Source organism: Anaeropeptidivorans aminofermentans, assembly GCF_940670685.1.
Lineage (GTDB): Bacteria > Bacillota > Clostridia > Lachnospirales > UBA5962 > Anaeropeptidivorans > Anaeropeptidivorans aminofermentans.
The window spans coordinates 1237658-1252485 of the sequence record NZ_OW711693.1 but is presented as its reverse complement, the minus strand read 5'-3'; the positions used below and the strand labels follow the sequence as shown (position 1 = coordinate 1252485).

The following is a 14828-nucleotide window of genomic DNA, read 5'->3' as shown; positions in this document are numbered from 1 at the left end:
TTACCTATAATGCTTGCTTTTAGTAAAGGCTTTTCTTTATACACCTTTGGGCCAAATTTTTTGCCGTCGAAAAGGCCTCATCTCTATCAGCATTTTTTAGTAATACAAAGTTCAAATTTAACATAGGGTCCATTAGTATTTTCTTTAAACGCTTACCGCTGTTTGATTTTGCTTTGTAGCTACCCGTTACCCATTTCTGCAATACTTCTGAATTATGGCAGATGGTTATTTTATAGTAATTACGCCAGTTTGCCCTGTTAATTCCTTTAGATATCCCTGATACCAAGCCTGCAATTGCACCCTCTTTGGCATATTCTCCTTTGTTATCTTTATGGCTATAACTTTCCATAGGATGTTCTCCGTACTTGATAACATAACCAAAGGAGTATGTAGATGTGTTACAGTCAAATGAAGCCGCCAAACTCAGAACCGCTTCATCATAATCAATCATCATGCCTTTCAGCCTCCCATTCTTCTTTCAAGCCTATACCTACAAATATCGCCCTTGGATTTTTGCTGCCCGGGAGCCTTTTCTTGTGCTGATTCACACTATAGTTTGCTTCTATGTATGCGTAGAACTCTTGCTTGCTTTTAAAGTTTCCCTGAGCGCTTTCTTTATATTTTTTGTACAGTAAATCCTTTAAAACAAATGTCTTAGCATTTAAAATGCAGTTTTCTTCTACGAAGCGCCTTATAGGATTTATGCAGGATGTAAATTCCTCCTTCAATTTCTCAGATTGGGGCGTTTTTGTCAGTAAAAACCCCGATGCTACCAGTTCTTGAAGTGTTTCCATAAGGAATGAAACAATGGCGTCCTTCTCTTTTAAAAGCTGGATGTAAAAGTCCGGTATAACTTCATCTTTAGGAAAAGAATAGGGGAAATTAAATATCTCTATTCGGTTCGGTATAGCTTCTGAGTTATCTTCTGTCTCTATTCTCATAGGGATGTTACCATTGAAAATTATCTTTGCTTTATTATAAAAACTAAAGGGCTGCCCGTATTTTTTATCTGCCATTATCAAGTCATTCCCCGTAAGCATTTTAAATATGCCATCATCCTGAAGCTTACTTGAAGAAATCTCACCGCAAATATTAATCTTTTTGCCAAAGAACTCAGCTATATAAAAGCTTTTATCCAGTTTATGGAAGGGAACTGCCGAAACATACTCCTCACCATGAAGATGCTGTAACAAAGTTGTCAATGTACTCTTGCCACTCTGAGATACCCCAAATAGTACAAAATAGCATCTGATTTTATTGTAATTAGACAGCCAGTAAGCAAAGGCTTCGCATAGTCTTTTTACCTCTAATTGATCTCCCTTGGTGACAGATTTTAGATAATTTATAAACCGTTTGGGCGGATTCTCTAAATGTAGGTTCTCATAATAATTTGCCTTAATAAAGCCAATGGTTAAATAATCAGGTGAATGCGGAAGGCTTTTATTTCTTTTGGCATCATAAATGCAGTTTTCAAAAGCAATATAGTGGTCATACCGTTCCATTTCATCATTACTAATACGGGGTATGTCCGTTAAAATCATCTCTTTTACCTCGTTTAAATGTGATTTCAATACCTCATATTTTTTATTATCAGCAAGCAATCGGCGGGCTTCCAGTCTGAATCTTTCGTCGGTTTCCACTAATTTGTAGCTCTTGCCGGTATATAAAAACAAATAATTATTATATTGAAAGAAACTGGTCGAACTCAGAAGCTCTTTTGCGATACTTTCATATGTGGGCTTGCTTTTACGCTGAGAGCTGTCGGTATATCTGTTGCATGTCTCATTGTCGTAGGTGTCAGGATAGTAAGACGGTTCATTTAATAAAGGATTTTCCTGCCAGTTGTCCTCATCATTCTGCCAGTAGCTTCCATAGACGTTTTCCTCATCGTAAGAACGATAAGAGCTGCTTCGAATATGGGACGGATACATACTGTGGGAATCGTTTCTCTTATTGTAATGGTTTTCAGAAGACTTGGGGCAACGTCCATTGTCTCTTCTTTTCAAATAATTCAGAGGTATGTCCGTCTCTGTAAAGCTATTTTTATGCTCTGTAGACAAGGATTGAATCCTTTCCTCTAATGCTTCAATTTTTAACAGGTTATTTCGATTTGTTTTACAGGCATCTCTGAGCTTTCGTTCGGACGTATTTGCCCTAGCCTCCTCTTCAGAGCGCCGTCTGAGTTTTAGTGATTTTGTAGTCTCTAAGATACTGGTATCGTTGTTAGGTGCAACAGATTCTTTATGTAAGCCATCACAACTTCCCATTTCGCCCTTTCTTCTAATTTTAATCATATAAACCTCCTTATTTAAGCTTTGAAACTACATCTTCATGGCTATTTATGATTAGTGGATACCTTTTATGTAACAAACTATTCAAATGGGTCCCCATGCTATCTTAGAATATGCCTCGAAACTTGTGTTTCAGCTATTTCCTTTATTATTGCCTATTTTCTTAAATCTGCCAAGGAACCAAAGGTTCCCTGAAAAAAGGGCAGAAAAAAAGGCTTTATGTGATTATTTCATCACATAAAGCCTCTATTTAGGGAACCAACGGTTCCTCTAATAATTTATTTTTAGGAATTTTTTCAAAGTCAGCGGCTTTAAGCACATCATTCCACTGCTTTATATTCCCATCGGAATGATTTTTTATTAAATACCGGTATATTTCATGTAGATACAAATTATTTAATTTATACCCAGCCTTATCAAGCATGTCATCACAATATGGCTCTAGAAGATTAAGCCCAATAAAAATGGCCATAAGATTATCTAAAGATGGATTTACCCTTCCAGAAGTATAATTTTTAATTGTTGTATCACTCAACTCGGTTCTTTCTGCAAGCTTAGAAATTGATATTTTCTTTCTTTTCATATGATATTTTAGTGTGCTTTCAAATTTATCGGGAAGCTCTTTTATAACTTTATTCACTTCCGCAAGAGCCTTATTTATTATTGATAACTGAGCCGCTATATCTTCCACCTCCTGATTATGAGTGAATTTAGAATCATAGTATGCCTCAACATAACTTGAAGCAGTAACATTCCTCGAAAGGTAAAAGACGCTATATAATTCAGCTTCCTGTGTAAATACATCTTTGCTAAATGATCTTTGAAAAATTAAACAGCACTTTTCGGCATGTTCAAGTGCATATTGCGTTAACTTATATTCTTCTTGTGAATTTTCTGATACCTCAATATACCTTGAATCATTAATGCAAAAGACACTGCCCGTATATATAATCGCTTTGTTTTCTACTAATTTTCCTAGACATCTATTGCCTTCTATTAACTTTTGCGCAGTCGCCTTGTCTACAATAAAAGTCTGATTTCTCCCAAGCGTTCCTATAGGAAAAAATACTGGAGGATAATACTTGTTATCAACAAAAGTATAAGCGCCTTCTGCAACATCAATCCCCAGTTGAATAGCACGAGTTTTTGCAGCATATTTCGAAACACTAAAAAGCTTACTTACCTTATCAAGAGTTTTTTCAATTATGTCGCCATTTCGGAAATGTGGCGTATGCATTTGTTCTTCGAAAACTTGGCTAAATAAACCTATAAATATAGCTCTTGGCATCAGTATACGTGGTGCTATTGCGTTTGCTTGCCATTCTGCCCACCAAATAGCTTTTTGAATGCCTTCAAGATTATTTGGTGTCATCACAGGTTCTACTATACATGATAGACTATTCTCATTCTCATTTAACAATGAAAGAATTTTAAAGAATTTTTGGTGTTTTTCCCAGTGGATGATCTCATGCGCAATCGTATTTAGTCGGCTTCCTATATCTTTCATAAAGTAATTATCATGACTAATAAGCATAGTTCCTGCCTTAATTTCTTTCATTACAGTACGTTTTTCATTCCTACCAGTTATCGTATATGGTATAGATTCATATACCTCTTCTTTAGATGGGATAAAGTACATTCTACCAAATACATTTTTCGGTAAAGGAGCTTCATAATACTCAATGCCTAGCTCCTCAATAATAGATTCTATTGGTAATCTCAACAGGTCGAAATATGGAACATTTTCGCAATAGAGCTTGTAAAAACGGTCAGCTTCATCCTCAAGCTGCTCATAAGGTATGTAGGGGATTAAGTACTCGTCTAAAAATCTTACTTTATCAAATTCATCGGGATTACATTCTTTAATATTGTCGATACAAAAATCTTCTAGTTTGTTAGATAAAGTTGCTTGTGCATATACAGTAAAATACTTGATAATTTTATTTGTTTGAACTTTTACTTTTTCAAAGCCCAGTGTTACAAGCTTTACATCACAATAAATCTCCATTCTAATCCTTGAATCAACATCTTCATGACAACAAAGACTCTTAATTTCAATGCCTTCTACTGTCCGAGGGCATAATGAGAATTCCCTAACATAAGATAGGCCTAATTCATTATAATTTTTGTTAATAAACGCTTCAATATGGATTTGTATAAGCTCCTTATAGTTTGCGTATAAATAACTTTTAAAATCTTTATATGCCAATTAAAGTACACCCCCATTTATCGAACTTTCATATTATTCTTCGGCAGATAACACTCCGAATATAATAAAATTTATAACATATATTTTAAAAATTATTTCTATGGGTATCAAAAACTTTTAAGAAACCTTATATTCATTTGTCTATGGAGAGTTCTCATGTTGGGATAGAATATTTATTTAGGTTTAGCTTAACACAGCATTCTAAGAATGGGGAGATTAAACAGAAGCAAAAGGATATTCTGCTGCATATATAAATAATAAATCAATTAATATAAATAAAGGTCAAATAAGAATTGCAAGAATTAGATTTTGCCTAATATGTTGCGTATTATTGTATTTCTTAGCACCTTTAGTACCCAAATAGTACCCATTTCAATAAGCAGTATTAAAATACACAAACAAAGAAGCCAGTAAACACTGATGTTTACTGGCTTCTTCTAATTGCGGAGGCAGGATTTGAACCTACGACCTTTGGGTTATGAGCCCAACGAGCTACCGGACTGCTCCACTCCGCGATATTGTAGTTGCACAACCAAAAATAAGTATACCCTATAATTGTTTGTTTGTCAAGGATTAGTTGAAAATACTTTTAACGTGATTTTAACCTTCTTTTCCCAAAAATATAAACCACGTCAAGGACATGGCTTATATTTTAAAGCTTAATGAGAATCACTTATAGTATTTTATTAGGATACTATAGTTAACAAACTTGAAAATTTGTTTGTTAGCCATAAGAAAGTGCTCACTTGAAAAACGGCTTACAAGCTTATGCTTATATAACTTTTCAAATTCCCTTGATATAAATAAAACAATCTAAAGTTATTTTGACTCTCTTTTTTTACCCAGATAGGCGGCCTGTATACCTTCATCTTTAAGCAATTCCGAGCCCTTTCCTGAAAGTGATATTTGACCTGTTTCAAGAACATAGGCAAAATCCGCAACTTTAAGGGCCATATTGGCGTTTTGCTCAACCAGGAGAATGGTCACGCCGTCTTCATTTATTGTTTTAATTATGCTGAAAATATCCTGTACAACTAAGGGTGCAAGGCCCAGAGAAGGCTCATCCATAAGAAGCAATTTCGGTTTAGACAGCAGTGCTCTGCCTACGGCAAGCATTTGCTGCTCTCCCCCTGATAAAGTGCCTGCCGGCTGCCATTGCCTTTCCTGAAGCCTTGGAAATAGCTCAAATACATGATTAATGTCCGCTTTTATTTCTTCTTTATCATTTCGCAGATACGCTCCTATTTTGAGGTTTTCAATAACTGTAAGGTTTGGAAATATCCTTCTTCCCTCGGGAACCATAGTGATACCTTTAGAAACTATTTCCCTGGAGGTTTTCCCCGTTATTTCTTCTTTATTATAGGTAACAGAGCCTTCCCTCGATTTTACGAGACCCATAACGGTACGGAGAACCGTAGACTTGCCTGCGCCGTTTGCTCCTATGAGGGTTATGATTTTGCCTTCCGGTATGCTTAGGGATACATTACGTAAGGCTTGGATTCCGCCATAAGCTACGGATATCTTATTAATTTCAAGCACTGGTCTCACCTCCAAGATATGCGGCAATAACTCTTTGATTATTCTGTATCTCCATAGGCGTTCCTTCCGCTATTTTATTTCCGAAATCAAGGACGTATATTCTGTCGGAAATTTCCATAACCATATCCATATGATGCTCTATTAAAAGCACCGTAAGGTCGAATTCTTCTTTTATCTGGCCTATAAATTCTCCGAGCTCCATAGTCTCTTGGGGGTTCATTCCGGCTACAGGTTCATCAAGAAGGAGAAGCTTAGGGTCTGTTGCAAGAGCCCTTGCAATCTCAAGCCTTCTTTGCTTTCCGTAAGGCAGCGAGCTGGATTTATAATTTTTATATTCGGAAAGCTCCAGCTTTTCAAGAAGAAAATCTGTTTTTTCTCTCATTTTCTTTTCTTCTTTCATATATCCCGGAAGCCTTAAAACAGCGGAAACAAAATTAGATTTTATATGAAGATGCTGGGCTATGATTACGTTTTCATAAACACTCAAGTCTTTAAAAAGACGGATATTTTGGAAAGTGCGGCCTATGCCAAGCTTTGCAATATTATTGGGAAGCTTTCCCGTAATATCTGCATTGAGAAATCCTATTTCCCCTTCTGTAGGGGTATATACTCCCGTTATAAGATTAAAAGCTGTTGTTTTTCCAGCACCGTTAGGGCCTATCAGGGCTACTATTTCGCCTTTTTCTATATTAAGATTAAGATTATTTACAGCCGTTACTCCGCCAAAACGCATGGTAACGTTATTAAGATTTAGAACGCTCATGATACCTCACCCCCTTTTTTAGAATGAAAGCGGGATTTTATATTGCTCCATTTTTCCTTAAGGAAGCTTAAAGAAAGCTCTCTATTGCCCATAATTCCGTTAGGGAAGAAAAGAACAATAATAAGCAGAAGCAGAGAAAACATAAGCATTCTAAGGCCTGGTCTGAAAAACGGCAGATTCATTCCCAATATGGAAAGCGGTTCATCGAAAAATCGAAGCTGCTCCAAAGCAATGGTTACTACATAAGAAGCTATTACCGTACCTGTGATGCTTCCCATTCCTCCAAGGACAATCATAAGGAGGAAATTATAAGTAAATGTGAATATAAAGGCTTTAGGGTCAACGGTTCCTATGAGAACTACTGTAAGGCCTCCCCCAACCCCTGCTATAAAAGCGCTTATTATAAAGGCCAGAAGCTTATGCCTTAAAAGGGACACGCCCATAGCCTGAGCTGCAATTTCATCTTCTCTGATGGCTTTAAATGCCCTTCCGTAAGAGGAATTTATTAGTAAGGCCATAAATACGATGGTAACTATAAGAACAATATGGATATAGAACATATTTGTCATGGTAGGGATATCCTTTATTCCCAAAGCACCGTTGGTAACGCTCTGAGCATTCGTAAGAACGATACGGATTATTTCGGAAAACCCTAAAGTTGCTATTGCAAGATAATCCCCTCTAAGCCTTAAAACAGGAAGACCTATAAAGAAGGCAAAAACAGCCGAAAGAGCGCCTCCCAAAAGCAAAGCAGGTAAAAGCGGAATGTATATATTTTTAATAGCAGGAAGCATCGGCTCTACAAAAAATATGGCATCACGGTATTCGATGGGCAGAGTGAATATTCCTACAACATAAGCCCCTATGGCCATAAATCCTGCCTGTCCCAGAGAGAACTGACCAGTAAAGCCATTTACAAGGTTCATAGAAAGCGCAATTATCGTATAAATAGCACAAAGGTTCAATATTCTCTTTGCATAAGAATCAAGAATGCTGTCCCCAGCAAAGGAACATAAAAGAACGGCTATAATTATTACTATAAAGACTATATTTCTTTTGCTTTTTAGGTTTTTATTTGTTTTATTCATATCACACCTTCTCCGTTGTCGGCTTTCCTAATAATCCTGCCGGTTTAATGAAGAGTATCAGTATAAGCATAATAAACGCAAAAGCATCCTTATAGCCGGAAAGCTCCGGGAAAAACCCTACAACCAGTATCTCAATCATCCCAAGAAGAAACCCTCCTAAGAGAGCGCCTTTAATATTGCCGATGCCTCCGATTACGGCTGCGATAAAGCATTTAAGACCCGGCATAACACCCATTAAAGGCATTACAGAGGTGTATTTTATTCCCCACAAGAAGGCACCGACCCCTGCAAGGGCAGAGCCTATAACAAAAGTAAAGCTTATAATCCTATTCACGTTTATACCCATTACTCCTGAGATTTCATGGTCTCTGGAAACGGCTCTCATGGCCATGCCAAGCTTTGTTTTATCCACAAGATAAAGAAGAAGAGACATGAAAATTATGGCCACTACGGGAATTATAAAAGTAATCTTCTGTATGCTAACGCCATAAATATTGTACACTGTCATGGCTCCGGGAATTTCTGGGAAGCTTTTAGGCTTTCCGCTGAAAGAATATGTAGCAAAGTTTTCCAAAAGCCAAGATACTGCTATAGCTGAAATAAGCACAGAATTCTTAGGGGCATTTCTTAAAGGCTTGTAGGCTATCTTTTCAATTAATATTCCAAGAAGAGCCGTAGCTGCGACAGTAAAAACAAAGGATAAATACCAGGGCATTCTGAAAAGGGCTATGCCGTAAAACCCAAAATAACAGGCCATCATAAAAATATCACCATGGGCAAAATTAATAAGGCTTAATATTCCATAAACCATTGTATACCCTATGGCTATAAGGGCATATAGGCTTCCAAGGGAGATTCCGTTCGTAAAATACTGGGCAAAAACCGAAGGCCTCATGCCCCGCCATATACAGAGCGTTACCAAAAGCAGTATAAGGCCTATTCCCCAAAGAAGAAATTTCATTACTGCCATATTTTTAGCTTTTATAGCTGAATCCAATTATCTCACCTCCGTAAATTTAAATAAAATCATAGTATAGTTCATCGGTTCTCTAAGATAAAAAAATATTATCATAATACAACATTTAGGCAGGACCTAAAATCATTGAAACCAATAAGAATATTAAATATAGTCGATTTGCTTTTATGCCATTGTAAGTATTTAGCGACAAGGGCATAAAAAGTAAAATAAGAGAAATCGAATTGCCTTGGGATTATTTCATAGGAATTCAAGTATAAACCCGTTTAAATTTATTTAATATCTTCATCAGAAATAGCTCTCACGGTTTAAAAAGGATTTTTTACTGGAAAAGATGAAACCAAGTACTTTTCATGAGGAAATCAATTTATTATGACGACGCCTTTTTACAGCGCCCCCTTAGAAAATATTAAATATTTTAAAGTCAACTTTCCTCATACAACTGTTACACATAGAGCAAATCTGGGGCTCCGGCTGATAAATTCCAGAGCCCCTTTACTATCTTTAATAATTAGTTTTATTTTGAAAATACCAAAAAGCGGGTCTTATTTTGCAAATGAGATAAAATCAAGGTATCTGAACTCACCATCTTTAACTACTTTGATTATAGCGTCTTTAACGGCATCGCCATTTTCATCGAGGGTAACATTGCCGGCGGCACCTTCAAAATTTTCCGTTACCGCAATGGCATCTCTTATAGCATCAGAATCCGTACTTCCTGCTCTCTCAATTGCATCTATCATAAGTATGTACGCATCGTATCCAAGAGCCGTTAAAGCAGCTGCAGGCTTATCAGGATATCTCTTTGCATACTCTTCAAGGAATTTCTCACCTTCTTTAGTAATGGCATATTCTTCTGAGAAGAATGTGCTTAAAACCGCACCCTCAACTGCAGAAGCGCCTATTTCTATAAACTCATTAACTTCCCATGTATCGCAGCCCATGAAGGGAACATCCATGCCAAGGTCTCTGGCCTGCTTAATGAGCATTGCAGATTCCGTATAATTTCCAGGGGCAAATATAGCATCGGGATTCTTACCTTTAATCGATGTTAAAATAGCACTGAAATCCGTATCCCCTGTCTGATAATTGCCTGTCTCAACAATACAGTTTTCGTCACCTGTAAGTGCTTTAAATTCTTCAGTAAAGAACTTAACAAGGCCAACGGAGTAGTCGTTGGAGATTTCCTGTACGAGAGCGACCTTTCTTGCACCTAAATTCTCATAGGCGTAATGGGCCATTACCTTTCCTTGGAAGGGGTCAATAAATGCAACACGGAAATAATAAGGATTATTAAGTGTAACCTGGGGATTTGTACATGATGTACCTATTGTGGGAATCTTTGCTTCCTTTACGACATTTCCGGCTGCCATAGCAAGAGAAGAGCCATAAGTTCCGATGATTGCAGGAACCTTATCCTTTTCTATAAGCCTTGTTACAGCATTGGCAGCTTCCTGCTTGTCAGACTTATTGTCTACAATAACAAGCTCAACCTTCTTACCGAGAACTTCGGGATAAAGCTCGTTTGCAAGCTTAATCCCTTCAATCTCAAGCTCTCCTCCTGCCGCATTGGCTCCGGTAAGCGGCATGAAAACGCCTATCTTGATAACATCGCCTGAAGAGTCCGATTTTGAAGCAGTATCTGTACTATTTCCTGAGCATCCTCCAAGCATACCAAAAGACATGACACAAGCCATAAATATAGCAAGTTTCTTTTTCATAAATAACACTGTCCTCTCTTTATTATTTGATTCGTATGAACATTAATTTATGTTTAAAATAATGAGTTCGATGAAAATTGAACTACATACTTTACAGGGCGCTAAAATAAAGCTTATGCCCTTTTATGCCCTACAGAATTTTAGTAAAGTATCATTAAATTTTATTTTTTATTTTGAACAATCTTATTTATAATTATGGACAATAGAATAAATTTAGAACAAATAAAAAAGATAAACTGTTTGAAAAAAACAGGCATTAAATAACATCATCTGCCTATAGCAAGACATTTTTCTACCTTCATTATTAAAATAAATTCCCTATATATAATTGAAATATTATATTTGCAGATGATTATGCATATTTATTGGCTTAAAGCTTCTTAATAAATATTTTTATAAAGGTCCATTAAAAAATGCCTAATATATTAGGCATTTTAAAATTTATATCAAATATTGTATTTTATTATCCATCGATATTATTTTTATAGTATTTTAATTCTTGCTTTCTAGTTATTAAAACAGTAAAAATAGAGATTAAATTTTTCTTGGAAATTAATTTAAACAAATATTTCTAATTAAATTCAAAAAAAGCTTAATAGATTTTAAAATCTACTAAGCTTTTATTCCAAAAAATAAAGACATGGGGGAAGAAGGATTCGAACCTTCGAAAGCGTTGCTAACAGATTTACAGTCTGCCCCCTTTGGCCACTCGGGAATTCCCCCATAAAAAACTTATTCAATTAAATCAATACCCTAAAAACTAAATAGAGAAAGAAGGATCTGAAACGATTGTGATGCTTAACCATAGCGTAAGCTATCTTTCGATAAGCTGTTTCTTTAGCCTTGCATCTTTGATATATTTTCATATACCCTTTTTATTGGACAAGCCCTCGGCCTATTAGTATGAGTCCGCTCAATACGTTACCGCACTTACACTTCTCACCTATCTACCTTGTACTCTTCAAGGGGCCTTACTGCCTTTCGGCATGGGATATCTTATCTTGAGGGCGGCTTCACGCTTAGATGCCTTCAGCGTTTATCCGTTCCGAACTTGGCTACTCTGCCATGGATTTGGTATCCAACAGATACACCAGCGGTTCGTCCATCCCGGTCCTCTCGTACTAAGGACAGCTCCTCTTCAAATATCCTGCGCCTGCGACGGATAGGGACCGAACTGTCTCACGACGTTCTGAACCCAGCTCGCGTACCGCTTTAATGGGCGAACAGCCCAACCCTTGGGACCTTCTTCAGCCCCAGGATGCGATGAGCCGACATCGAGGTGCCAAACCTCCCCGTCGATGTGAACTCTTGGGGGAGATAAGCCTGTTATCCCCAGGGTAGCTTTTATCCGTTAAGCGATGGCACTCCCACTTGTTACCACCGGATCACTAAGTCCTACTTTCGTATCTGCTCGTGATGTCTCACTCGCAGTTAAGCAACCTTCTGCCTTTACACTCTTTGAATGGTTTCCAATCATTCTGAGGTTACCTTTGAGCGCCTCCGTTACTCTTTCGGAGGCGACCGCCCCAGTCAAACTGCCCGCCTAACAATGTCCCCTATCCGGTTAACGGCTTAGGGTTAGAAACCAAGTTACACAAGAGAGGTATCCCACCGGCGGCTCCACCTAGACTAGCGTCCAGGCTTCTTTGCCTCCCTCCTATCCTGTACATGTGTAACCTAATCCCAATATTAAGCTGCAGTAAAGCTCCATGGGGTCTTTCCGTCCTGTCGCAGGTTGCCAGTATCTTCACTGGCTGTTCAATTTCACCGGGTGTGTTGTCGAGACAGCGCCCAAATCGTTACGCCTTTCGTGCGGGTCAGAACTTACCTGACAAGGAATTTCGCTACCTTAGGACCGTTATAGTTACGGCCGCCGTTTACTGGGGCTTGAGTTCAAAGCTTCGGATTGCTCCTAACCTCTCCCTTTGACCTTCCAGCACCGGGCAGGCGTCAGCTCCTATACTTCACCTTGCGGTTTTGCAGAAACCTGTGTTTTTGATAAACAGTCGCTTGGGCCTCTTCTCTGTGTCCAGCTTGCGCTGGAACCCCTTCTCCCTAAGTTACGGGGTCATTTTGCCGAGTTCCTTAACAACACTTCTCCCGTCGGCCTGTGGATTTTCTCCTCGTCTACCTGTGTCGGTTTACGGTACGGGTACGTATATCGCAATAGCAGCTTTTCTCGGCAGTGTGGATTCAGAAACTTCGCTACTTTTCTTCACTCCGCTTCACACTTCAGAAACGATTAAGGGGTTTTCCTCCTAATCTATCCTTTGTGCTTGCCCGGGTATTTCCTTTCCCCGGTTTTCCTATCCTCCTGCTTCCCTGCAGTTCTGAATATACGCAGTACAGGAATCTCTACCTGTTGTCCATCGACTACGACTCTCGTCCTCGCCTTAGGTCCCGACTTACCCTGAGAAGATTAGCTTTACTCAGGAATCCTTAGACATTCGGCCTAAATGTTTCTCACATTTATCTCGCTACTCATTCCGGCATTCTCTCTTCTACTTCGTCCACGGTCCCTTTCAGTTCCGCTTCTTCCTACTGTACAATGCTCCTCTACCCCTCTACTATTTACTTGTAAATAGTAAAAGCCATAGCTTCGGCGCCGTGTTTTAGCCCCGGACATTTTCGGCGCAGGTTCTCTCGACTAGTGAGCTGTTACGCACTCTTTGAATGTATGGCTGCTTCTAAGCCAACATCCTAGTTGTCTTTGAAATCCCACATCCTTTTCCACTTAACACGGACTTGGGGGCCTTAGCTGTTGGTCTGGGCTCTTTCCCTTTTGACTATGAAACTTATCTCACATAGTCTGACTCCTATACATCATCTTTATGGCATTCTTAGTTTGATTTGGGTTGGTAACCTTTTAGGGCCCCGCGCCAGTTCAGTGCTTTACCTCCACAAGACTTGTATAAGGCTAGCCCTAAAGCTATTTCGAGGAGAACCAGCTATCTCCGGGTTCGTTTGGAATTTCTCCGCTATCCACAGTTCATCGCCACCTTTTTCAACAGATGTGCGTTCGGTCCTCCATTACCTTTTACGGTAACTTCAACCTGACCATGGATAGGTCACCCGGTTTCGGGTCTACTTCATAAAACTAGACGCCCTATTCAGACTTGGTTTCCCTTCGGCTTCGTACCTTCTTAGTACTTAACCTCGCTTTATGAATGTAACTCGCCGGACCGTTCTACAAAAAGTACACGGTCGTTCTCACTTCCGTTGTTTGTAAACAAAGGGTTTCAGGTTCTCTTTCACTCCCCTCCCGGGGTTCTTTTCACCTTTCCTTCACAGTACTATACTCTATCGGTCACCAGTTAGTATTTAGGCTTGGGGGGTGGTCCCCCCGGCTTCAAACAGGGTTTCTCGTGTCCCGTTCTACTCTGGATTCTGCTGTCTTTGCTTAAGTTTCGCTTACGGGGCTTTCACCCTCTTCGGCCGGCTTTCCCAAAACCGTTCAGCTACCCTCGCAAAATAACGTTTGCAGTCCGCAACCCCGAGCATGCAAGCATGCTTGGTTTGGCCTCTTGCGATTTCGCTCGCCACTACTTTCGCAATCACTTTTGTTTTCTTTTCCTGTCGCTACTTAGATGTTTCAGTTCACGACGTTTCCCTCCCGCACACTATGAATTCATGTACGGGTGACAGAGCTTTTCTCTGCCGGGTTTCCCCATTCGGACATCTGCGGGTCACAGGCTGTGTGCGCCTCACCGCAGCTTTTCGCAGCTTGCCACGTCCTTCGTCGGCTTCTGGTGCCAAGGCATTCTCCCTTTGCTCTTTTTAGCTTGACCTTTGTGTCGTAAAAATCTTGCGATTTTTACGAAATTTACTGAAGGCAGAAACAGCTATTCCTGCGGCTTTTTACAAAAGCCTTGAAACACGCTGTTTTCCTCCAATGGGCAAAGCCCATTCTGCGGATTAAATTAAAACCCTAAGGTTTTAAAACTCTTCATTTATTCTCTTCAGTAATACATTTATTTTTCTCGATAAGTAATAATTTACTTATCAAGAGACCATTTCAGACCTAACATTTTCTTTTTTCGTCATGCTTTAATCTTCATTTGAATGAACGCTTCTTGCAAAGCCTCCATCCTCCTGCTTCTCTTAAGCACTCCGATGAAATTGTTTTTCTTCTTCTCTCTATTCAGTTTTCAAGGTACCGGATAACTTTTACTTTAGTAAAAGTTGTTGGATTTAATCGCACACGTTTCTAGTACGATTTAATTGGGTTTTCAGGTTAATTC

8 protein-coding genes, 2 tRNA genes and 1 rRNA gene are annotated in these 14828 nt (G+C 38.8%); all 11 read right to left on the bottom strand.

Annotation, left to right across the window (positions count from 1 at the left end; translation table 11 throughout):
• Positions 1–19: 19 nt before the first annotated feature.
• The 11 genes from NBX03_RS05155 to NBX03_RS05105 all read right to left on the bottom strand — a co-directional run bounded on the left by NBX03_RS05155 (position 20) and on the right by NBX03_RS05105 (position 14375).
• Positions 20–454, bottom strand: coding sequence for a ribonuclease H family protein (locus NBX03_RS05155; RefSeq protein WP_250229677.1), 435 nt, complete (start codon positions 452–454; stop codon positions 20–22).
• Complete coding sequence (locus NBX03_RS05150) at positions 444–2294, bottom strand: DNA primase family protein (protein WP_250229675.1); 1851 nt, start codon at positions 2292–2294, stop codon at positions 444–446. Before NBX03_RS05150 ends, NBX03_RS05155 begins: the two co-directional genes overlap by 11 nt.
• 247 nt (positions 2295–2541) lie before the next feature.
• A complete protein-coding gene (locus tag NBX03_RS05145; RefSeq protein WP_250229674.1) occupies positions 2542–4500 on the bottom strand; it encodes a helix-turn-helix domain-containing protein in 1959 nt (652 codons plus the stop codon).
• Between the two features lie 441 nt (positions 4501–4941).
• Positions 4942–5015: transfer RNA gene (locus tag NBX03_RS05140), tRNA-Met, on the bottom strand.
• 304 nt (positions 5016–5319) lie between these two features.
• The gene (locus NBX03_RS05135; RefSeq protein ID WP_250229673.1) at positions 5320–6039 is read right to left on the bottom strand and encodes an ABC transporter ATP-binding protein; all 720 of its coding nucleotides are present in this window, start codon (positions 6037–6039) and stop codon (positions 5320–5322) included.
• On the bottom strand, positions 6032–6802 hold the full coding sequence (locus NBX03_RS05130; RefSeq protein WP_250229672.1) for an ABC transporter ATP-binding protein: 771 nt from the start codon (positions 6800–6802) through the stop codon (positions 6032–6034). The genes NBX03_RS05135 and NBX03_RS05130 overlap by 8 nt, the downstream gene beginning before the upstream one ends.
• The gene (locus NBX03_RS05125; protein WP_250229671.1) at positions 6799–7890 is read right to left on the bottom strand and encodes a branched-chain amino acid ABC transporter permease; all 1092 of its coding nucleotides are present in this window, start codon (positions 7888–7890) and stop codon (positions 6799–6801) included. Before NBX03_RS05125 ends, NBX03_RS05130 begins: the two co-directional genes overlap by 4 nt.
• A 1-nt stretch (position 7891) precedes the next feature.
• On the bottom strand, positions 7892–8887 hold the full coding sequence (locus tag NBX03_RS05120; RefSeq protein WP_330638474.1) for a branched-chain amino acid ABC transporter permease: 996 nt from the start codon (positions 8885–8887) through the stop codon (positions 7892–7894).
• 524 nt (positions 8888–9411) lie between these two features.
• Positions 9412–10587: an ABC transporter substrate-binding protein gene (locus NBX03_RS05115; RefSeq protein ID WP_250229670.1), complete on the bottom strand. Its 1176-nt coding sequence runs from the start codon at positions 10585–10587 to the stop codon at positions 9412–9414.
• 641 nt (positions 10588–11228) lie between these two features.
• Positions 11229–11310 (bottom strand) — tRNA-Tyr (locus NBX03_RS05110).
• Positions 11311–11465: 155 nt separating this feature from the next.
• Positions 11466–14375: ribosomal RNA gene (locus NBX03_RS05105) — 23S ribosomal RNA — on the bottom strand.
• Between the last annotated feature and the right edge of the window lie 453 nt (positions 14376–14828).